Origin of the sequence: Rodentibacter ratti (assembly GCF_002000485.1) — a bacterium.
Taxonomy (GTDB): domain Bacteria; phylum Pseudomonadota; class Gammaproteobacteria; order Enterobacterales; family Pasteurellaceae; genus Rodentibacter; species Rodentibacter ratti.
The window spans coordinates 66109-87033 of sequence record NZ_MLAJ01000010.1; the positions used below are offsets into that span (position 1 = coordinate 66109).

Annotated in this window: 18 protein-coding genes; 4 read left to right on the top strand and 14 right to left on the bottom strand. The window is 38.4% G+C overall.

From position 1 onward, the window contains the following. Window positions 1-3: 3 nt before the first annotated feature. Together rlmM and BKG94_RS08495 are read right to left on the bottom strand one after the other, a co-directional pair. Window positions 4-1092 (bottom strand): 23S rRNA (cytidine(2498)-2'-O)-methyltransferase RlmM, encoded by a 1089-nt coding sequence (rlmM, locus tag BKG94_RS08490; RefSeq protein ID WP_077436182.1) that lies wholly within the window; start codon window positions 1090-1092, stop codon window positions 4-6. Beyond that, a complete protein-coding gene (locus tag BKG94_RS08495) occupies window positions 1085-1978 on the bottom strand; it encodes a transcriptional regulator GcvA (RefSeq protein WP_077436184.1) in 894 nt (297 codons plus the stop codon). The genes rlmM and BKG94_RS08495 overlap by 8 nt, the downstream gene beginning before the upstream one ends. A gap of 465 nt (window positions 1979-2443) precedes the next feature. Here BKG94_RS08495 and BKG94_RS08500 point away from each other — a divergent pair, with 465 nt between their 5' ends. Continuing rightward, on the top strand, window positions 2444-3475 hold the full coding sequence (locus BKG94_RS08500) for a branched-chain amino acid aminotransferase (protein ID WP_077436186.1): 1032 nt from the start codon (window positions 2444-2446) through the stop codon (window positions 3473-3475). A gap of 151 nt (window positions 3476-3626) precedes the next feature. Here BKG94_RS08500 and pdxT read toward each other — a convergent pair whose 3' ends face one another. Both pdxT and pdxS read right to left on the bottom strand, forming a co-directional pair. Next, complete coding sequence (gene pdxT, locus BKG94_RS08505) at window positions 3627-4211, bottom strand: pyridoxal 5'-phosphate synthase glutaminase subunit PdxT (RefSeq protein WP_077436188.1); 585 nt, start codon at window positions 4209-4211, stop codon at window positions 3627-3629. A gap of 1 nt (window position 4212) precedes the next feature. Then, a complete protein-coding gene (gene pdxS, locus BKG94_RS08510) occupies window positions 4213-5103 on the bottom strand; it encodes a pyridoxal 5'-phosphate synthase lyase subunit PdxS (RefSeq protein ID WP_077436190.1) in 891 nt (296 codons plus the stop codon). Between the two features lie 104 nt (window positions 5104-5207). Between pdxS and pdxR the strand changes: the two genes are divergently transcribed. Then, window positions 5208-6611, top strand: coding sequence for a MocR-like pyridoxine biosynthesis transcription factor PdxR (gene pdxR, locus BKG94_RS08515; protein ID WP_077436192.1), 1404 nt, complete (start codon window positions 5208-5210; stop codon window positions 6609-6611). 159 nt (window positions 6612-6770) lie between these two features. On the opposite strand, the gene purF is transcribed toward pdxR, so the two are convergent. The 3 genes from purF to yfbV form a co-directional block, all read right to left on the bottom strand. Further along, window positions 6771-8288: an amidophosphoribosyltransferase gene (gene purF, locus BKG94_RS08520; RefSeq protein WP_077436194.1), complete on the bottom strand. Its 1518-nt coding sequence runs from the start codon at window positions 8286-8288 to the stop codon at window positions 6771-6773. A 10-nt stretch (window positions 8289-8298) separates the two neighbouring features. Further along, the gene (locus BKG94_RS08525; protein ID WP_018356704.1) at window positions 8299-8790 is read right to left on the bottom strand and encodes a CvpA family protein; all 492 of its coding nucleotides are present in this window, start codon (window positions 8788-8790) and stop codon (window positions 8299-8301) included. A gap of 97 nt (window positions 8791-8887) precedes the next feature. Next, window positions 8888-9331 carry a terminus macrodomain insulation protein YfbV gene (yfbV, locus tag BKG94_RS08530; protein ID WP_077436196.1) on the bottom strand — a complete coding sequence of 148 codons (444 nt, stop codon included), beginning with the start codon at window positions 9329-9331 and terminating at the stop codon, window positions 8888-8890. Window positions 9332-9553: 222 nt separating this feature from the next. Here yfbV and BKG94_RS08535 point away from each other — a divergent pair, with 222 nt between their 5' ends. Both BKG94_RS08535 and pta read left to right on the top strand, forming a co-directional pair. Beyond that, window positions 9554-10759 (top strand): acetate kinase, encoded by a 1206-nt coding sequence (locus BKG94_RS08535; protein WP_077436198.1) that lies wholly within the window; start codon window positions 9554-9556, stop codon window positions 10757-10759. Between the two features lie 66 nt (window positions 10760-10825). Beyond that, a complete protein-coding gene (gene pta / locus BKG94_RS08540) occupies window positions 10826-12964 on the top strand; it encodes a phosphate acetyltransferase (protein ID WP_077436200.1) in 2139 nt (712 codons plus the stop codon). A gap of 67 nt (window positions 12965-13031) precedes the next feature. On the opposite strand, the gene rnd is transcribed toward pta, so the two are convergent. The 7 genes from rnd to BKG94_RS08575 all read right to left on the bottom strand — a co-directional run bounded on the left by rnd (window position 13032) and on the right by BKG94_RS08575 (window position 20381). After that, on the bottom strand, window positions 13032-14186 hold the full coding sequence (gene rnd / locus BKG94_RS08545) for a ribonuclease D (RefSeq protein WP_077436202.1): 1155 nt from the start codon (window positions 14184-14186) through the stop codon (window positions 13032-13034). Window positions 14187-14252: 66 nt separating this feature from the next. After that, on the bottom strand, window positions 14253-15941 hold the full coding sequence (gene fadD / locus BKG94_RS08550) for a long-chain-fatty-acid--CoA ligase FadD (RefSeq protein ID WP_077436204.1): 1689 nt from the start codon (window positions 15939-15941) through the stop codon (window positions 14253-14255). A 46-nt stretch (window positions 15942-15987) separates the two neighbouring features. Continuing rightward, complete coding sequence (locus tag BKG94_RS08555; protein ID WP_077436206.1) at window positions 15988-16533, bottom strand: Slp family lipoprotein; 546 nt, start codon at window positions 16531-16533, stop codon at window positions 15988-15990. A gap of 29 nt (window positions 16534-16562) precedes the next feature. Further along, window positions 16563-17273, bottom strand: coding sequence for a tRNA (adenosine(37)-N6)-threonylcarbamoyltransferase complex dimerization subunit type 1 TsaB (gene tsaB, locus BKG94_RS08560; RefSeq protein WP_077436208.1), 711 nt, complete (start codon window positions 17271-17273; stop codon window positions 16563-16565). A 12-nt stretch (window positions 17274-17285) separates the two neighbouring features. Continuing rightward, window positions 17286-19196, bottom strand: coding sequence for a DNA repair helicase YoaA (gene yoaA, locus BKG94_RS08565; RefSeq protein ID WP_077436210.1), 1911 nt, complete (start codon window positions 19194-19196; stop codon window positions 17286-17288). 322 nt (window positions 19197-19518) lie between these two features. Further along, the gene (locus BKG94_RS08570; RefSeq protein WP_077436212.1) at window positions 19519-20139 is read right to left on the bottom strand and encodes a hypothetical protein; all 621 of its coding nucleotides are present in this window, start codon (window positions 20137-20139) and stop codon (window positions 19519-19521) included. Beyond that, on the bottom strand, window positions 20139-20381 hold the full coding sequence (locus BKG94_RS08575) for a hypothetical protein (RefSeq protein ID WP_077436214.1): 243 nt from the start codon (window positions 20379-20381) through the stop codon (window positions 20139-20141). The genes BKG94_RS08570 and BKG94_RS08575 overlap by 1 nt, the downstream gene beginning before the upstream one ends. Window positions 20382-20925: the final 544 nt, after the last annotated feature.

The window sequence follows — 20925 nt, forward strand, 5'->3', positions numbered from 1 at the left end:
TTCTCATTTAATCGCAATGTGGACGGTAATTTCTTCTCTATCGTGGTACAAATGTTTTGCCTGAATCTCAAAGATTAAATTTTGTTTATTCAACATATCAGTGAGATTTTCTAAGCATTGCATCACCTCTTGATAACGTTTTTTCATTGGTAACTTTAAATTAAAAATCGTTTCCCGACACCAACCGTTCACTAACCATTTGCCAATCAAATTGGTAATACGACTCGGCTGTTCTACCATATCACACACTAGCCAATCCACTTTTTTGCGTTTTGGCGGCTGAAACTTAAAACCATCTTCAGCACAATGTTCAATCCGACCGGTTTCATGCAGACTTTCTGCCATTTTCCCGTGATCCACCGCATAGACAAATAAGCCACGTTTCACTAATTGATATGTCCAACCACCCGGACAAGCCCCCAAATCTACGCCCACCATATTATCATTTAAACGTTTTTCTTCTTCCTTTCTAGGAATAAAAGTCAAAATCGCCTCTTCTAATTTCAAGGTAGAACGACTTGGTGCCTCAGAGGGAAACTTCAGACGGGGAATCCCCATAAAGTACTCGGAATGGTTATTAGCATAAGAATAACCCACATAACAACAATTCGGTTTCACGAAAAAACAATGTAAAAATAGACCGCACTTTTGATGCCCATCAGCCATTAACCAGCCTTTATTTCTCAATACTTGGCGTAATGGTACGGTAAACTTTCGACAAAAAGTGGAAAGTTCTTTGGATTCATTGGTATCCGCCATTTCCACAAAAAGTGTGGTTGATTGCTGAAAATTGACTTGTTCTGACAATTTATCAAATGCCGAAATAATCGGGCTAATACGATCGGTAGGATCTAGATTTTCCAATAAATGTGATACCACCAATATCTGCCGGGAAAAAATGAGCTGATTAAAGGGGACTTTACGTGCTAAACGATCCGCTTCATTGGGTTGATAGCATTCAAAAATCACATAGCCCGAATGCTCTTGAACACGGGCAAAACCAAATATACCTAAGTTTGCAGCATGATCCGTAATTTCTGCTGCCACTTCTTTTTCAAAACCTGGACGGCAATATAATGCTAGTTTATTCATACTCTTCTTTTTTTATTGCATTAATAATCCATTGACGAAAAGCTTGAATTTGCTCGTCATCAAGGCGATCAAGATGATTTACCACATAAAAAGATTTAGGATCAGGTAAATTTGTCGGTAATACGACCTGAAGTGTACCTTGCTCAATTTCCTGCAAAGCGATCAAACGATTAGCCAAGGCAATACCTTGACCATGGCTTGCTGCCTGCAATGCCATAAATGTATGGCTAAATAAAGGCCCTTGCTGAATATTCAAATCTTCAAGTCCTAAATAATCGGCCATAATTCGCCAATTATCACGCGTATGCGTATGGAGTAGTGTATGTTGCTTTAAATCCCGTTTATCTCGAACCGGTTTTTTGGAAAGCAATTCCGGTGAGGCCAAAATCAGCAAATTTTCTTTGCCTAAACGATCAACCTGTAAATTCTGCCAATTCCCCTTTCCATAATAAATGGCAAGATCGATTTCTTTATTTAATAGACCTTCATCTTGATCCACTCCTTTTAAACGAACTTCAATTTCGGGATGAAGTTGATTAAATTCACTTAAATGTGGTACAAGCCATTGAAGACCAAAAGTCTGAGGCACACTAATGCTTAAATGGAGATCATCTTTTAGTGTTAATAATCGCTCTGTCGCTTCATTAAGTTTACGTAAAATTTTATTAATATCGACAAAATAGGCTTTGCCAAATTCAGTTAATTCTAGGGATCGATTTTTACGTTTAAATAATTCGATGCCTAAAAAATCTTCTAACAGTTTGATTTGATGACTCACAGCCGCTTGCGTAACAAAAAGCTCATCGGCCGCTTTAGTAAAACTTAAATGTCGTGATGCGGATTCAAAAGACTTCAATGAATTCAAGGGTGGCAAACGTTTATACATAATTCTTCCAAAATATAATTTTTTCGTCTATACTTAGACAGCTCCAGTTCAGATTAATTTTTCTAATCTTTCAAATTAAAAAACGTCATTTGTTCTTCTTATTTTCAATTCTTACAATGTACTCATACTTAGTGGCTGGTAATTCTTTACGAGTTAATGAGTTTCGGACTTAAGTATGATGTTGTGTTTGCATAGTTCAGGTAACTGAACTTTGAGTAACAATGAGTTACTCGTTTACTTCCTATAATTTGAACCTTTTGGTTAAACGCCACCCATTTTGAGTGGCGTTTTTTTCGTGCCAAAATTCTAACACATCTCTCTTTTCTTTTCTTTTCTTGTTTTACTTGGTTATATGGCTAAATTTTGAAAAATCACAAAAAATTTAGGTTTTAAGGTTTAAATGCTCAAAATAATGATGTAGATTAAACAGTAATTTACTAACAACATCATATTAAGGAAAGCAAAATGAAAAACTTAGACTGGAATAATCTTGGTTTTAATTACATTAAAACCGACTATCGTTTTATTGCCCATTGGAAAAATGGTCAATGGGATGAAGGCAAGCTCACCACAGACAATACCTTACATATTCACGAAGGTTCAACCGCACTTCACTACGGTCAACAATGTTTTGAAGGTTTAAAAGCCTATCGTTGTAAAGACGGCTCAATCAACTTATTCCGCCCTGACGAAAATGCAAAACGTATGCAACACACCGCAGATCGTCTCTTAATGCCGCAAGTTCCTACGGAATTATTTGTTCGCGCTTGTAAAGAAGTCGTCAAAGCAAATGAAGAATGGGTTGGTCCTTATGGTTCCGGTGCAACCTTATATTTACGTCCATTCCTCATTGGTGTAGGAGAAAACATTGGTGTAAAAACGGCACCGGAATTTATTTTCTCCGTATTCTGCTGTCCGGTCGGTGCTTATTTCAAAGGTGGTTTAACGCCTTCTAATTTCATCACAACCGAATACGATCGCGCTGCACCGATGGGAACCGGTGGTGTGAAAGTCGGTGGTAATTATGCAGCCAGCCTACGTCCTCATGAATTAGCAGTAGAACAAGGGACGGAGGAACGCAAATTTGCCGATGCCATTTATCTTGATCCGAAAACCCACACTAAAATTGAAGAAGTCGGTGCGGCAAATTTCTTTGGAATCACTAAAGACAATAAGTTTATCACGCCAATATCAGAATCCATCCTACCGAGTATCACAAAATACTCTCTACTCTATATAGCCAAAGAACGTTTGGGTATGGAAGCCATTGAGGGGGATGTGTATATCGATCAGCTTGATCAATTTGCCGAAGCCGGTGCTTGTGGGACAGCGGCTGTCATTTCACCGGTAGGCGGTATCCAACATAAAGGCAAATTCCACGTTTTCTACTCAGAAACGGAAGTAGGGCCGATTACCCGCAAACTTTACGATGAGCTCACAGGTATTCAATTCGGTGACATTGAAGCCCCAGAAGGCTGGATTGTGAAAGTTGAATAATGGGAGAAATATCTACCCACAGTAGGCTTGAAATGATCTGACTTAAACAAGTAGATTTATTGAATTGAAGGACTAAGTTTCTAGATTTTGCAGGGCTTAGTCCTTCTTTTAATCGAATAAGCTCATTAGTGGTAACTAAGGAATGATTTTCTTATCGTAACATCTCAAGAAATAATTCCATTACAGCGGTATTTGCAGTCAATTCAGGATGGAAAGAACAAGCCAACAAGTTGCCTTGCTTTGCTAACACCGTATGCCCTTCAAATTCAGCGAGGCTTTCCACCTTTTCAGCATTAAAATTCGCAATATAGGGGGCGCGAATAAAGACTGCAGGAAAAGGTTCTATTAAACCTTTTATAGCTAGATCTGTCTGAAAACTGTCAATTTGTCGCCCAAATGCATTGCGTTGTACTTCAATATCCATGAGTCCTAAATGAACCGAGGGATCACCTGTAAGGTGTTTTGCCAATAAGATCATTCCGGCACAAGTACCAAACAATCCTTTTCCTTGTGCGTGGAAAGCTTTAATGGCTTCAAATAAGCCATTTTTTCGCATTAGTTTGCCAATAGCCGTGCTTTCACCGCCCGGTAAAACTAAACCATCACAAGCAATTAAATCTTCAGGATTTTTTACTATAACCGCCTTTGCGCCAAGCTGTTCGATTTGGAGACAGTGTTCACTCACTGCCCCCTGTAATGCGAGAACGCCAACGGTTAAATTCGCATAATTATTCATCTTACCAACCACGCTCTTGCATTCTTTCGGTAGCAGATAAGCGTGAAATTTCAATCCCCTTCATCGCTGTGCCCAAATCTTCCGATAAACGGGCAATCAAATCATAATCTTGATAATGGGTTGTGGCTTCAACAATAGCACGAGCAAATTTCTCTGGGTTCTCGGATTTGAAAATACCCGATCCGACAAATACGCCATCTGCTCCTAACTCCATCATTAACGCCGCATCTGCCGGCGTGGCGACACCACCGGCTGCAAAATTCACCACAGGTAATTTCCCTAAGGTTTTGATTTGTAACAATAACTCAAAAGGCGCCCCGAGATTCTTTGCTTCTGTCATGAGTTCATCATGACTCATCGCAACCACCTTACGCACTTGTGCATTCACTTTCCGTATATGGCGAACTGCTTCAACGATATTGCCTGTACCCGGTTCACCTTTCGTTCTTAACATTGATGCTCCCTCGCCAATGCGGCGTAATGCTTCACCTAAATCACGGCAACCGCAAACAAAGGGTACGGTATATTCACTTTTAAGTAGATGAAATTCTTCATCGGCCGGCGTTAATACTTCACTTTCATCAATATAATCTACGCCCATCGCTTCCAACACTCTCGCTTCCGTAATATGGCCAATTCGAGCTTTTGCCATAACAGGAATAGAAACCGCATTCATCACTTCTTTAATAATTTTCGGGTTTGCCATTCTTACCACCCCACCTGCTGCACGAATATCAGAAGGCACCCGCTCTAATGCCATGACCGCCACGGCACCCGCCGCTTCCGCAATGCGTGCTTGTTCCGCATTGATTACATCCATAATCACACCGCCTTTTTGCATTTGTGCCATACCACGTTTTACTACTTCTGAACCCATTATTGTGTGAGTCATTTTATTTCTCCTTTTTAGTGTGAAATGTAAAAACCACTGGCATTTTGCACAAGATCAGATATGATTAAAAGTGTCAATTTTTGATAAAGTAATGAGGTCAGATAATGCAAAAAATCGCCTATCATCTGGATAAAAACATCAAACTTCCCCTCTATGAACAACTTTATCAGAAAATTAGGCTGGCAATTCATCAACAAGAATTGAGAATTGGTGCTAGGCTACCTTCCAAACGTAAGCTTTGCCAATATTTACACATTAGCCAAAACACTGTAGAAAATGCCTACGCTCAACTCATTGCAGAAGGCTATATTGAGTCTCAAGCGAGGCGTGGTTTTTACGTTTGTTACCAAGCGGAATTAGCTTTTCCCCAATCACCAATTCCTCGGCAGAATAGACATCAACATTTACCGCTTAATGATAAGCAAATTGACTTTAACCCAAATAGAATCGATACCCGCCATTTTCCTTTTCAACAATGGAAAAAGTGCGGTCAGATTCTTTACCAAATATCACAACAAGATTTATTGAACCTCAATGATCCTCAAGGCGATCTCGCTTTACGTCAGCAAATCGTCCATTACCTCTCTGCCTCAAGGGGAATTAATTGCCAGGCGGAACATATCATTATCGGTGCCGGGTTTGAATACTGTATTCAGCATTTAATTTTATTATTTAACCGGCTCTACCCTCATCCATCCTTTAATTATGCGATGGAAGATTATGGCTATCCTAAAGTGGAAAAAATATTAACACTTTATCAAAAGAATATGATTAAACTTCCCCTTAATCACCAACACCAATTAGATTTAACTTTTTTAGCTAAACAGCAGATAAATATTGCCTATATTACCCCTTCTAATTTATATCCTTTTGGAGAAATTATTCCCATCTCACAACGACAAACATTATTAGAGTGGGTCAATAAACAATCCGATAGATTTATTATTGAAGATGATTACGACAGCGAATTTCGCTATAAAGGTAAACCGATCCCTGCGTTAAAAAGCCTTGATCAGCATGACAAGGTGATCTATTTAGGGTCATTTTCCAAACTGCTTATGCCTTCGTTACGTGTTACCTTTATGGTATTACCACCACAATTATTAGCGTTTTATCAGCAATATTGTGCCTGTTTCCACTGCCCTATTTCTCGTTTTGAGCAACAAAGATTAGCCACATTTCTTCAAGAGGGATATTTTGAAAAACACATTCATCGTATGCGAAAAATATACCGCAAAAAAATGGAACTTCTCTGCCAATTATTAGCACCCTATAAAAGGCATATCCGATATTATGGCGAAAATTCCGGATTTCATTTACTCATCGAATTATTAAATGAATCCCGTTCAATAGATGAATTATTATTTTTAGCTAAACAAAAAAATATTATTATCTACCCTGTCTATTATAAAAAAAGAAAATTATTTAGCTTGGGATTCGGACATTTATCTGATAAGTCATTGATAGAGGGAATCACTCATCTATTAAAAATTTTGATTAAAGAATAACTTGGGTGTGCCAGTGAGCGATTTTTATTTTGTTGAAGATAAAATGCGCTAGCCTGTTGTTTGAAAGATTGGTTGTATTTAGTCATAAAAAATCTGCACCTTAGTCAGTTGAAGTTGAGTCCTGCTTTTGGGGTGCAGATCAATTTTTAGCGAACTTTTTTATCGCTCATTATGGATTTCTAAATTTGTCGCGTCTTTTTCACGCTTTTTCTTCGCCGAATCATTACGTTGTGAAGCGATGCTATCCAAATACTCAGGTGTAATATCGCCCGTAATATATTCACCGGTAAAGACTGAACAATCAAACCCTTTAATCGCAGGATTTTCTTGCTGAACAGATTCGGTTAAGGCATTAAGATCTTGGAAAATTAATTTATCCACGCCAATCAGTTTCGCAATCTCATCTACGCTACGACCGTACGCAATCAATTCATTTTTCGTTGGCATATCAATGCCATACACATTCGGATAACGAATTTCCGGGGCGGCTGAAGCAAAATAAATTTTCTTCGCACCGGCAGCTCGTGCCATTTCAACAATCTGCTCAGATGTCGTACCACGGACAATAGAATCATCCACTAATAGCACATTTTTATCTTTAAATTCCGCTTTGATCGTATTGAGTTTACGACGTACAGAACTGATGCGTTGTGCTTGCCCCGGCATAATGAAGGTACGACCCACATAGCGGTTTTTCACAAAACCCTGGCGATAAGGTTTGTTTAGCACATTGGAAATTTGTAATGCAATATCCGTTGACGTTTCCGGCACGGGAATGACCACATCAATATTATCTAATTCATCTTGCCATTCTTGCGCAATTTTTTGCCCTAAACGCTCCCCCATGTGAACACGTGCAGCATAGACTGAAACGCCATCCATAATGGAATCGGGACGGGCAAAATAGACATATTCAAAAATACAAGGATTTAACACCGCACTTTCAGCACATTGTTGTGCGTAAAGTTTGCCATCAAAAGTAACATAAATTGCTTCACCCGGTGCGATATCACGAACAAAATCATAACCTGCTACGTCCAAAGCGACGGTTTCAGAAGCAAACATATATTCTGTTTTGCCATTTTCTTCACGTTGCCCCAACACAAGAGGACGAATCCCAAAGGGATCGCGAAATGCCACCATACCATGTCCAATAATCATCGCAAGACAAGCATAAGCCCCTAGCACATCTTTGTGGGTTTTGCTCACCGCATAAAAAATATCCTGTGGATCAAGGTGATCTTGCGGAATATTATCAAGGTGATTCGCAAAGATATTTAAAAGTAATTCAGAATCAGAATTGGTATTTACATGGCGACGAGCGGTTTTAAACACTTTTTCTTTCAATTCTTCCGAATTGGTTAAGTTACCATTATGAACCAATGTGACCCCATAGGGTGAATTCACATAGAAAGGTTGCGCTTCCGAGACACTTGAACTCCCGGCGGTTGGATAACGCACGTGTCCCATACCGGCATTTCCCTGTAACCGTAACATATGTTCATGTCTAAAAATATCGCTGACTAACCCATTTGCTTTACGCAAACGGAATCGATTTTCATCGTCTATTGTCACGATCCCCGCAGCATCTTGTCCGCGATGTTGCAACAATGTTAATGCTGCATAAATAGATTCATTAACCGGACTTTGACTTACAATACCGACGATACCACACATTTCATAACCCTTATTGATTAAATGTTGAATTTAAGAAACTGGAGCTTGCTTGAAGCTGTTGGAAAAACCATTCAATAATAAACCCAAAGTGCGGAATCAATGTTGATTCTTTCCACCAATCGGTTTGTTCAAAATTCGTGAAGGTATCCAAGAAAAATAAGATCGCCGCGACAATTAATGCACCACGTAATAAACCAAATGCCGCACCCAATACACGATCAGTACCGCTTAGCCCGGTTTTATCAACTAACTGCGCAATTACAAAATTAACGATACCGCCTACAATCAATGTCAGCACAAACAAAATACCAATTGCTGTGCCGTTGCGCACATACATGGATTCAATTTGCGTTAGATAAGTTGCAAGGTAAGGATAAAACTGACTTGCTACAATAAATGCGACGACCCAGCTGGCAAGTGATAATACTTCGCGCACAAAACCGCGGAGTAAACTGACAAGAATGGAAAAAGCGATAATGCCAATAATAATGTAATCGATCATTAAAAAATCTCTCAATAAAAAAGAGCTGCATAAAGCAGCCTGCGTATTCTACAAAAAATAAAGCAAAAAGGAAAACGTTTGCGTTATATAAATTTCACTAAATTTCTTTCCAAAAAGCACGATCCAATCGCTTCTCCGATTTCCTTAAAACTTCAGCTAAATGTTGATATGTGGGTTTACCTTGTAAGGGAGGCAATGGTTCTTGTATATTTCTCAAACGTTCACAAATATCGTAAAACCACGCTGCACTTTGCGCTTCCAAAGGCGACATCGCACGTTTACCCAACCAGTATAGCCCTTGTAAAGGTATAAGTAAGGCAAAAAGTGCGGTTAAAATCGCTGCAGAAAATGCCATAACATCGTGCTTAGCATAAAGTTGTTGCCACACAATCGCAAATACTGCGATTAACGGCATTGCATTTTGTGCAAAACGCGTGCTTTTTATGACTCGCTGCTCAGGAAAAATTATTCCTAATTTAGCCTCTTGCGGCCAAGTATTAAGATAAATTTGTCCTTGTTTAAAAATATAAAAAAACGACATAAAAACACCCTTAAAAACAACCGCACTTATAATACTCCAGATTATCCCTAATTTCTATCTTATCAAATTGATGTAAATTTCATCTTTCTTTAATGGAAGTCAGATTTTTCTCTCTTGATGAATTTATTTTATTGCGTAAAAGGTGTATCCTATGCGGGACTTTACAGTCCGATCTCTTTGATTGGATTTTTATTAACTTTAACCAAATAATATAGGGTTCCTATGTCAAAACTTGTTCTTATCCTTAACTGTGGTAGTTCTTCGTTAAAATTTGCAATTCTTGATCCTGCTACAGGAGAAGAAAAATTATCTGGTTTAGCCGAAGCTTTTTTCCTTCCTGAATCTCGCATTAAATGGAAACTTAACGGTGAAAAGGGTAACGCTGATTTAGGTGCGGGTGCAGCACATACCGAAGCGCTTGATTTTCTTGCTTCAAACATTATGACAGATGAGCTTAAAAACTCTATCGCAGCGATTGGTCACCGCATCGTACATGGCGGTGAAAAATATACAAAATCTGTGTTAATCAACGATGATGTAATTAAAAACATTGAAGATGCAGCACAGTTTGCCCCACTTCATAATCCGGCACATTTAATCGGTATTCGTGAAGCGTTTAAAGCATTCCCACACTTAAAAGAGAAAAACGTTGCGGTATTTGATACGGCTTTCCATCAAACGATGCCGGAAGAAGCGTATTTATACGCATTGCCGTATTCTTTATATGAAAATAATGGTATTCGCCGCTATGGTGCGCACGGTACAAGTCATTTCTTTATTTCTCGCGAAGTGGCAAAACGTGTTGGCAAACCGGTTGATCAGGTTAATACTATTATCTGTCACTTAGGCAACGGTGGCTCTGTGTCTGTTGTCCGTCATGGAGAGTGTATTGATACATCTATGGGTTTGACCCCGTTAGAAGGTTTAGTAATGGGCACCCGTTGTGGTGATATTGATCCGGCAATTATTTTCTATCTTTATAAAAATTTAGGTATGTCGATGGATCAAATCGAAGAGACTTTAGTGAAGAAATCAGGTCTTTTAGGTTTAACCGGAGTAACTAGCGACTGCCGTTATTCAGAAGATAACTACGAAAATCCGTCTCACCCTGAAGCCAAACGTGCATTAAATGTTTATAGCTATCGTTTAGCAAAATATATCGGTGCTTACATGGCTGCATTAGGTGATGATTACTTAGATGCCATTGCGTTTACCGGTGGTATTGGTGAAAACTCTGCCCAAGTACGCAGATTAACATTAAATCACTTAAAATTATTCGGTATCAAAATTGATGAAGAACGCAACTTAGCTGCCCGTTTCGGTAACGAAGGAGTAATCACTGCTGATGACTCTAAATTCAAAGCAATCGTTCTTCCTACTAACGAAGAGTTAGTAATTGCACAAGATACAGCAAAACTTAGTTTCTAAGTTAACTACAAACTGCCGAGAAAATTCGGCAGTTTTTCTTTATAACTCAACTAATTAAGGTTTATCATGTCCCGTACCATTATCCTTATTCCTATTAGCACAGGTGTAGGTCTAACCAGTGTAAGTCTTGGTCTCATTCAATCTCTTGAACAAAAAGGTGCGAAAGTAGGTTTTATGAAACCTATTTCTCAACCAAACTCCGGTGAAGATCAATTAGATCGCACAACCTCTATCGTTCGTACCAGTACGGCGTTAGAAACAGTCGAACCTTTTATGTTAAGCGTAGCAGAATCATTAATTGGTCAAAATCAGTCTGATGTGCTACTAGAAAAAATCGTTGAAAACCATCAACAACTTTCTAAAAATAATGAAATCATCGTAGTTGAAGGTTTAATCCCAACCCGCAAACACACTTATGCAAATAGTATTAACTACGAAATTGCACAAGCATTAGACGCAGAAATTATTTTAGTTGCTGCTCCGGCGACAGAAACACCGGCGGAATTAAAAGAACGAGTGGAAGCCGCTGCCTCATTATTTGGCGGAAAAAATAATCCTAATTTATTAGGCGTTGTCGTTAATAAATTTAATGCGCCAATTGATGAATCCGGTCGTACCCGTCCAGATTTAACAGAAATTTTTGATTCTTTCCAACATAGCCGTAATAGTGAAGCCGAATTAACTAAATTATTTTCGAATAGTGTAATTAAACTTTTGGCTTGCATTCCATGGTCAGCCGACTTAATTGCAACCCGTGCTATTGATTTAGTTAAACACTTAGGTGCCGCAATTATTAATGAGGGTAATATTAATCGTCGTATTCGTGGTATTACATTCTGTGCGCGAAGCCTACCAAATATGCTCGAACATTTCCGCGCAGGTAGCCTATTAGTGGTCTCTGCAGATCGTCCTGACGTCATTGTTGCCGCGGCACTTGCTGCTTCAAATGGCGTAGAAATTGGTGGTATGCTACTCACCGGCGGATACAAAATTGATGCTCAAATTAATAAACTTTGCCAACATGTATTTGAATCAACTCAACTACCAATCTTCCGTATTGAAGGCAATACATGGCAAACGGCGTTAAGCCTACAAAGTTTCAACCTTGAAGTGCCGGTTGATGATAAAGAACGTATTGAAAATATTAAAGGTTATATGAGTGAACAATTCGATGCAGAATTTATCAACAGTTTAGTCGCTGGTTCTACCCGCTTACGTCGTTTATCTCCACCAGCATTCCGTTTCCAATTAACCGAATTGGCTCGTGCAGCGAAAAAACGTATTGTTCTCCCGGAAGGTGACGAACCTCGTACCATTAAAGCTGCCGCCCTTTGTGCCGAACGAGGAATTGCAGAATGTGTGTTATTAGCAGATCCCGCTTCCGTTCAACGTGTCGCTGAAGCACAAGGCGTTGAATTAGGTAAAGGTATCACTATTATTAATCCGGCTGATGTCCGTGAAAATTATGTAGATCGCTTAGTTGAACTTCGTAAAGCGAAGGGGATGACCGAAACTGCAGCACGTGAACAATTAGAAGACACTGTGGTACTCGGTACCATGATGCTAGAAGCAAATGAAGTAGATGGTTTAGTCTCCGGTGCAGTTCACACCACAGCAAATACCATTCGCCCACCAATGCAAATCATTAAAACAGCACCAGGTAGCTCAATTGTATCTTCTATCTTCTTTATGCTATTACCGGATCAAGTATTAGTCTATGGTGACTGTGCCGTAAACCCAGATCCAAATGCAGAACAATTAGCGGAAATTGCGATTCAATCGGCTGACTCAGCGAAAGCCTTTGGTATCGATCCGAAAGTGGCGATGATTTCTTATTCTACCGGAACATCAGGCAGTGGTGCTGATGTAGAAAAAGTAAAAGAAGCTACCCGTATCGCAAAAGAGAAACGCCCGGATTTAATCATTGACGGTCCGTTACAATATGATGCGGCTGTGATGGAAGATGTTGCACGCTCTAAAGCACCGGACTCTCCTGTTGCAGGTAAAGCGACCGTGTTCGTCTTCCCAGACTTGAATACGGGTAATACCACCTATAAAGCAGTACAACGTTCAGCTGATTTAGTGTCTATCGGTCCAATGCTGCAAGGTATGCGTAAACCGGTTAATGACCTCTCTCGTGGCGCATTAGTCGATGATATTGTGTACACCATTGCATTGACAGCGATCCAAGCGACACAAAGCTAATCTGAAACTGTAATAAAAATGACCGCACTTTGATTAACAAAAAGTGCGGTCATTTTTTTATAATTTTTTAAGCCTCAATAGACTTCAACAAAGCTAATAGCTGTAATCCTATTTCCCTACGCCAGCCAAGCAACAAATCCGGCATTTTCTCTTGTGATTCATTATGTTGCCAAACCCATTTGATTAATTCCTCCAAACTTCGCTTACTTGCTAAAATTTCTAGGGTTAAACCCTGTGGTGTGAGTTCATAAGCTTTTTCTTGCAAAAGACGAATTGCTTTTTTATAACGGGGATCATCAGCAATGCGAGCGATACGTTTCGGATAATCATAGGGCGATACTCGGCGTGCTTTCGCTAAGAGTTGTAAAATTTTCTTACCACGTACTCTGACTTCATTATTGGAAAGCCCCATTTCAAGCATTTCCGAAGTATTACGCGGATTGTATTTCGCCACTTTCCATAAATTTTCTGACTTAACTACATAAGAAAGTGCCAAATCACGCTCTATTGCCACTTCTTGTCTCCATTGCGCCAAAATTTTTAACCGAGCAAGCTCTAATGGGTTAAGTTTCCATGAATTTGGAATATCCAAATAGGCAGTTTCTACATCACGTGATTTTAATTTCTTTGTTTTTGATAAGGCCAGTTCACAATCCGCTTGTACAGCATGTTGCCAAGGGGTTGCCATTAATTCTTTTTGTAAACAATCGTAAATCGGCAGTAAATACCACACATCACCTGCTGCATAATGTAATTGTGTTTCCGATAAAGGGCGTTTAATCCAATTTGTTCTCGTTGCCCCTTTATCCACCTTAGTATTCAGATAATTTAATGCTAATTTTGCCAGCCCTACTGAATTTCCCAATCCGAGGAAACGGGCCATTATTTGCGTATCAATCATTGGCTGGGGTAATTGATCAAATTCCTGCAAAAAAACAAGTAAATCTTCACTGCAAGAATGGAGAACTTTAAGCACATTGGGAGCGGCTAATAATTCAACAAAAGGCGAAAAATCGCTAATGCTTAAAGGATCAATCAGGGATACTCTCTCTCCATCATAAAGTTGAATCAGACCAAGCTTCGGGAAATAGGTTGAGACACGCACAAATTCAGTGTCTAAAGCAACCGCACTTTTTTGGTGTGCTGATTGACAAACTTCACTCAAAGCTTGATTTGTTGTGATCAATGAAAAATGCAATGGTTCTTGGCATTCTTTTATCATGACATTATCTCTTAGATTAAAAAAACAAAAATGGGATATTGCTATCCCATTATTAAATGATGAAACTTAATGTGTTGGTCGATTGGCAATTTCTTCATCCCGTAATATACGGCGTAATATTTTTCCGACATTTGTTTTAGGCAATTCATCTCGAAATTCAATTTCTTTAGGCACTTTATATCCGGTCAAATGCTGACGGCAGTGCTGACGAAGTTCATCACGGGTAAGACTTTCATCTTTTTTCACAACAAAAATTTTAATGGTTTCTCCTGAAACTTCGTTCGGTACGCCAATTGCCACAGCTTCTGCAACCTTATAATTGAGCATGACAACATCTTCAATTTCATTCGGATAAACATTAAAACCTGAGACCAAAATCATATCTTTTTTACGATCTACAATACGTAAACTGTAGGTTTCATCCATAATCACAATATCACCGGTTGCCATCCAGCCATCTTTCAATACTTCATTCGTTGCCTCAGGACGTTGCCAGTAACCTTGCATAACTTGATCACCTTTTACCCACAATTCTCCTGGTTCGCCGATTTTCGCTTCTGAACCATCATCTTTGATAATTTTAATATCTGTATTGGGTACAGGCACACCAATAGTTCCATTGTGTTTCACGACATTTACAGGACAAGCGGCAATAAGCGGCGAACATTCCGTCATACCATAACCTTCAATAATGTTACAGCCGGTTAAATCGTGCCAACGTGTCGCGACGGATTGCTGAATAGCCATACCGCCACCGACAGAAAGTTTTAATGCCGAAAAATCAACTTCTTTGAAATTTTCATTATTTAACAGAGCATTAAATAGCGTGTTTACGCCTGTAATAGCCTGAAAACGATATTTTTTTAATTCTTTGACAAAACCATCAATATCACGTGGATTTGTAATTAAAATAGCCGTGACACCAAGCTCGAGGAAAAGTAGGCAGTTCACCGTTAAAGCAAAAACATGATAAAGTGGCAGAGCAAGAATAGCTGAACGGGCATGTGCGTGATCGCCAATGAAAGGTTCTGCGATCCATTTTGCTTGGAAAACATTGGTAATAATATTTCCATGGGAAAGCATCGCCCCTTTTGCCACGCCGGTTGTGCCCCCTGTATATTGCAGAAAAGCGAGATCATCACGTGACACTTCCGGTTGAATATATTGACGATATTTTCCAATACTTAATACTTCACGAAACGTTACGGCATCCGGTAATTTATATTTGGGCACTAACTTTTTGATATATTTCACCACAAAATTAACCAATGTACGCTTACCAAAAGAAAGCTGATCGCCCATTCGGGTTAAAATAACGTGTTTTATATCCGTATTAAAAACAACTTTCTCAAGTGTTGAGGCAAAATTTGAAACAACCACTATTGCCACCGCCCCACTATCTTGTAACTGATGCTCAAGTTCTCGTGGGGTATAAAGCGGATTGACATTCACGACAATCAAACCTGCCCGTAAAATACCGAAAAGCGCGATAGGATATTGCAATAAATTCGGCATCATCAATGCAACACGATCACCGCGTTTTAATTTAAACTCATTTTGTAAATAAGCCGCAAAAGCCCGACTACGTTCTTCTAATTTACGAAAAGTGAGAACTTGTCCCATATTGATATATGCAGGCCGGTCAGGATGTTCACGAATTGCTTTATTAAATATATCTAAAATTGATTCATATTTTGAAGTATCCAGATATTTTTCAGCACCTTCCGGATAATTTTGAAACCAAATTTTTTCCATTTATTATTAACCTTATAGTTGGAAAATCGACGGCAGATTCTATCATTTAATTTAAATAATAGCGAATTTCCGGCTCGTTATACCGGGCTCGATGGCGCCAACCCCAAAATCCCCAATCGTCCCAGTAATCATCCGGCGGATAATAATAATGTTTGCTCAATGTCCAAAGGCGATAATTTTCAACTTGAATCACCGGATAAGAGTAATTCGCCTGTTCAATTTTGCCTTCTTCTTTTCCGGATAAAGTGCCACCTAAAGTAATATAACGATCTTTCAAATTCTCTGGGTCAATAAAACCGTTAAAATACGCAATAAAACGTCCTTGGGATTGTGATTCCACAATAGGCTTAGCCGAATAATTGGAAATCGGTAAACTCAATACCTCAATTTTCGTTTTATTCGGTAAAATTTCAGATCGAATAATTTTTCCGCCTAAACGCACGGTTTTACAGCGACAATTCAGATCTTGCGATGAAATATCACGATAATCGGTAATTGAAAAGCGATTCTTCTCTAAGCCTTGTGGTGATGTAATACAGCCAGTTAATAAGAAAGAAAGTGCGGTTAAAAATAATGTTATTTTTACTCTCATAAGTGCCCTCCTACAATTTTATAAGAAAATTACTCACGTCCCGGCAATTTTTTCCAAGTGACCTCATTACGTAAATAAATTGGTTCAATCTCTAGTGCTGAAATAACTTTTTTTTGCAACCAATCCGTAAGGGCTAATTCCAACATGTAGAGGGCATTAGGTAATTCAATATCTGTACCGGTGAAATTTTTTTCGGAAAATTGCGAATAGGCATTCCAGCCTGTCCCTACTCGGAAAGCCGTCTCATCGGTAAATTGAGCAATAACCCGTTCAGGTGAACAAACTTGCTCTGCAATCACTTCACGCCATTGAAAAAACTCACCAGAATCTGACCGCACTTTTTCTCGTGTCAGGTGAGAAAAATAAACTTCATTCATTCTCGCATCAATAGCCGCAGCAACATTTTCCCTTTGATGTAATTCAAATGCGGCCTGCGCCATTGCCGTTAAATTTGAAATAGGAATAACCGGCAAATCAGCACCAAAAGCCAATCCTTGCGCAATTCCTGCTCCGACTCTAACCCCTGTAAAGCTACCGGGTCCACGACCAAAGGCAATAGCATCGACTTGAGTCAATCGAATTCCTGCATTTGCCAGAATTTCATCTATCATTGGCAAGATACGTTTTGTGTGACTGCGTTGGGCTAATTCACTCAAATGTGTTTTTTCGCCCTTGTTTAGCAGGGCGACAGAACAAGCCTCAGTAGAGGTATCTAATGCTAATAAAGTTAAGTTTGTCATTATTTTTCTCAATTATTTATTTTGTAAGAATTGTACCACTTTGTTTAGATCACGGGTACGCGTTAAACTTGGCAAACTTTTTAAAAATGTTTCACCATAGTTACGCATCACAAGGCGATTATCACAGATAATAACGGCTCCACGATCTGTAACATCACGGATTAAACGTCCCACACCTTGCTTTAGTGTAATCACGGCTTCAGGAATTTGAATATCATTGAAAGGATTTCCACCTTGTAAACGACAGTCCTCAATACGCGCTTTAAGTAAAGGCTCATCAGGCGACATAAAAGGAAGCTTATCAATAACAACTAAAGAAAGCGCCTCACCACGCACATCAATACCCTCCCAGAAACTTGATGTCGCAACCAATACGGTATTTTTACTTGCAGTAAATTGTGCCAATAAAGTCATTTTTGGCATTTCACCTTGTAGCAATACAGATAATTGACTATTTGAGCGAAAATATCCCGCTAAACTACGCATCATTTCATAGGAAGTACAAAGAACGAAACAGCGCCCTTGATTGGCCTCAATAACAGGTAATAACATTTTACCTAGTTCAGTTTGTGTATTAGTCTGGTTTGTATTTGGCAAATAGCGTGGCACACATAATAATGCTTGCTCAGTATAATTAAACGGGCTCTGTAAAATAAGTTGGCGTGCATTTTCAATGCCTAAACGATGATAAAAATGGTCAAATTTGCCATCAACCTCTAAAGTAGCAGAAGTAAAAATCCACGCTGCTTGTTTCGTTTTTAACTGTTCACCAAATTTATCCGCAACGGTTAAAGGTGTAATATGTAACGCAAATTGACGCGCAAAGGTTTCATACCAATAGCAATAACCGACACGCTCTGTTTCAAGTAAACGCTGTAGGTATCCTTTTAAATTTTCAACCCGTTCAAAAATATTATCCAGAGTTTGTGAACGTCCTAATGCCAATTTAATGACTTCAGACAAAAAATCTAATTTTTCGATAAGAATTTTAAATGATTTTTCAACCGCACTTTGCCTTAATAGATCACGCCAATTACCACGCAGATTTCCTTCCCCTAATAACAAGCGAAAATCTTGTGTCATTTTTTGGAGAGTCTCCGCTGCACTGTTTAGTTGTTTCAGATCCTTTAGTTCCGTGTGATAAACAATATTAATATCTTTACAAAGATCAAAAAACTGACGAGAACTCACTGATTGTCCGAAATACTGACTAGCAATATCAGGTAATTGATGTGCTTCATCAAAAATAATATTTTCTGCTTGGGGGATTAACTCACCAAAACCACTTTCTTTCACCGCCATATCCGCAAAAAACAGGTGATGATTAACGACCACAATATCCGCATTGAGGGCCTTTTTTCGTGCCAATGCAACATAACAATCCGAATAATTAGGGCAATCTGATCCGAGACAATTTTCAGCTGTACTGGTTAATTGGGGTAAAATAGGGCTATCTTCCGCAAGATCGGTACACTCGGTCAGATCTCCTGTTTTACTTGAAACGCTCCACTGACGGACCTTCACTAAATCTTCTAATACCGATTTATCCCCCAATACCCCTTGTGCCATTAAACGTTCTAAACGCTCTAAACATAAATAATTGGATCGACCTTTGAGTAAAGCTGTTTTTCCCGTATAACTCAGCGCTTTTTTTATTGCAGGTAAATCACGGTTAAATAATTGATCTTGAAGATTTTTAGATCCTGTGGAAATGATAGTTTTCTTACCGGAAAGTAATGTCGGAGCTAAATACGCGAAAGTTTTTCCTGTCCCTGTGCCGGCTTCTACTACCAATATACTTTTCTCAGAAATAACCGTTTCAATAGCCTGCGCCATTTCTAACTGCTCTATTCGGGGACTAAAACCTTTAATTTGTTGGCTTAATGCACCACTCTTGGCAAAAATCTCTGCAACACTACTCATAAAAGGAAAATCTAACCCATTTCATCACAAAAATTGGGCATTAGTGTAACAAATTTCATCAGACCATTGAATAAAAATACAGTAAAAAACAATCACAAAACTGACCGCACTTTAAACGAAATTTGAGGTAAAAATGGAAGATATAAAAATTCCCTGAACATTGGGGTTGAGCGAGAGGGACTTTCTCATAAAAGTTATGAAATAAATCTCAGATAAAACAAAATCGGGGAAGTGTCTAATGACACTTCCCCTATGATAGCCGATCTTGTTTATTTTAATAATGCCCCCATTAAAAAATAGAGGCATATACCGAGTGAAAATACTATTTATCGTATTTTTGATAAATACTACTATAAATCATACAAGCAGAAGAATCACCTAATTCACATTTTTTACGATAAACCCGAGCTTTCTTTCCTTTGAGATCATCAGCCCTAAAACATGATAGATGTCCCTTTCCCCCAAAGTAACAAGATTCTTCATAGCGCATAATTGCCGCATCTGGATTTTTCATTGTGCAAAATCCTCCTTCATAATCGAATCCCTCATAATATAAAAGCTCCGCTTTTATATCAGAATACATGCTATCCATAATCTCCTTACGATAAGATTCCATAATAGGACTATGAAAACATTTACCTTTAGTCCCCTTAAAAGACAATAATCTCCTCTTTGCTTTTAACTCCTCTTCTTTTGCTTTTCTATGCCCTTTTTCATCTGCTTTTTGATATAACACAAAAGCTTGTTCATATAACCTGAGCATTTCGTAGAATTTCTCTCTATCCCCATCCTCAGGGATAGAGATAGAAATTATGTAAGCCTTATTACTTATTATATCCTCCGCTTGTTTAAACAATTCATCAGCAGTTTGGGCAATGGCAGAAAAAGAGCAAAAGGCAAATACAATAAAAAATGCTTTAAGAGAATTAAATGTTTTCATCATTATTTTTCCTTATTGCGTGTTTTGGGACGAATATGTAATGTTACGGCATTGATCTCACATTGATACGAAATCTCATAGTCTGGATTTTCAGCAATAATTCTTTTCATTGATTTATCAATGGTTCGTTTTGTATAGTGCACTAATAGCGTGGCATTCTGCTCTGTAAGAAAGCGTGCTTCCTCCTTTAAGATCGTAATCTTATTTTGTACTACATTATTGATTATTTGGTATGAAGTAGGCATTTAGCGCTCCAGTAAAGTTAAATTTTTTATCAAGATTTATTTTGTTTTCTCTGCAAGAGAAAGCAAAACCAGTATATACTGGTTAGTCTAAAAACCCCTTATAAATCATAATCTTAAGATAATCTTTAAACATAGGATTGAACTAAAAAACAAAGGATGGACTGGCAACAAAAGAATTGAATTCCCCACTATACTTGTAATATTTAGTAAGTAATCCTTTCTTTCTACATATCTTTATTTAAATTTTTCGAGAAGGAATGTGAAATTATATTAGGGAGAAATTAGAGAAAAAGAAATTTTTTAATATTATGTAGAAAAGAAACAATAGATAAACTTTAATAGATAGCAAGAGCGGTCAAATTTTATTGTATTTTACGTGTTAGTATCTCTTAAAATACCATATTGAAATTTTTAATTAGGTTTCATTAGCAATTTGAAATAACCGTCAAGGTACTTAAATTTTGAGCTTAGATTTTATTAGAATCTTTATCTCATTTAAAAAGTAAATCCCCCGAACCTTTCGGCTCAGGGGATGACTTTATGT

What these genes read in the sequence shown, in the direction of transcription:
- rlmM (WP_077436182.1), bottom strand. Translation starts at nt 1,092, where the DNA reads ATGAATAAACTAGCATTATATTGCCGTCCAGGTTTTGAAAAAGAAGTG.
- BKG94_RS08495 (WP_077436184.1), bottom strand. Translation starts at nt 1,978, where the DNA reads ATGTATAAACGTTTGCCACCCTTGAATTCATTGAAGTCTTTTGAATCC.
- BKG94_RS08500 (WP_077436186.1), top strand. Translation starts at nt 2,444, where the DNA reads ATGAAAAACTTAGACTGGAATAATCTTGGTTTTAATTACATTAAAACC.
- pdxT (WP_077436188.1), bottom strand. Translation starts at nt 4,211, where the DNA reads ATGAATAATTATGCGAATTTAACCGTTGGCGTTCTCGCATTACAGGGG.
- pdxS (WP_077436190.1), bottom strand. Translation starts at nt 5,103, where the DNA reads ATGACTCACACAATAATGGGTTCAGAAGTAGTAAAACGTGGTATGGCA.
- pdxR (WP_077436192.1), top strand. Translation starts at nt 5,208, where the DNA reads ATGCAAAAAATCGCCTATCATCTGGATAAAAACATCAAACTTCCCCTC.
- purF (WP_077436194.1), bottom strand. Translation starts at nt 8,288, where the DNA reads ATGTGTGGTATCGTCGGTATTGTAAGTCAAAGTCCGGTTAATGAATCT.
- BKG94_RS08525 (WP_018356704.1), bottom strand. Translation starts at nt 8,790, where the DNA reads ATGATCGATTACATTATTATTGGCATTATCGCTTTTTCCATTCTTGTC.
- yfbV (WP_077436196.1), bottom strand. Translation starts at nt 9,331, where the DNA reads ATGTCGTTTTTTTATATTTTTAAACAAGGACAAATTTATCTTAATACT.
- BKG94_RS08535 (WP_077436198.1), top strand. Translation starts at nt 9,554, where the DNA reads ATGTCAAAACTTGTTCTTATCCTTAACTGTGGTAGTTCTTCGTTAAAA.
- pta (WP_077436200.1), top strand. Translation starts at nt 10,826, where the DNA reads ATGTCCCGTACCATTATCCTTATTCCTATTAGCACAGGTGTAGGTCTA.
- rnd (WP_077436202.1), bottom strand. Translation starts at nt 14,186, where the DNA reads ATGATAAAAGAATGCCAAGAACCATTGCATTTTTCATTGATCACAACA.
- fadD (WP_077436204.1), bottom strand. Translation starts at nt 15,941, where the DNA reads ATGGAAAAAATTTGGTTTCAAAATTATCCGGAAGGTGCTGAAAAATAT.
- BKG94_RS08555 (WP_077436206.1), bottom strand. Translation starts at nt 16,533, where the DNA reads ATGAGAGTAAAAATAACATTATTTTTAACCGCACTTTCTTTCTTATTA.
- tsaB (WP_077436208.1), bottom strand. Translation starts at nt 17,273, where the DNA reads ATGACAAACTTAACTTTATTAGCATTAGATACCTCTACTGAGGCTTGT.
- yoaA (WP_077436210.1), bottom strand. Translation starts at nt 19,196, where the DNA reads ATGAGTAGTGTTGCAGAGATTTTTGCCAAGAGTGGTGCATTAAGCCAA.
- BKG94_RS08570 (WP_077436212.1), bottom strand. Translation starts at nt 20,139, where the DNA reads ATGATGAAAACATTTAATTCTCTTAAAGCATTTTTTATTGTATTTGCC.
- BKG94_RS08575 (WP_077436214.1), bottom strand. Translation starts at nt 20,381, where the DNA reads ATGCCTACTTCATACCAAATAATCAATAATGTAGTACAAAATAAGATT.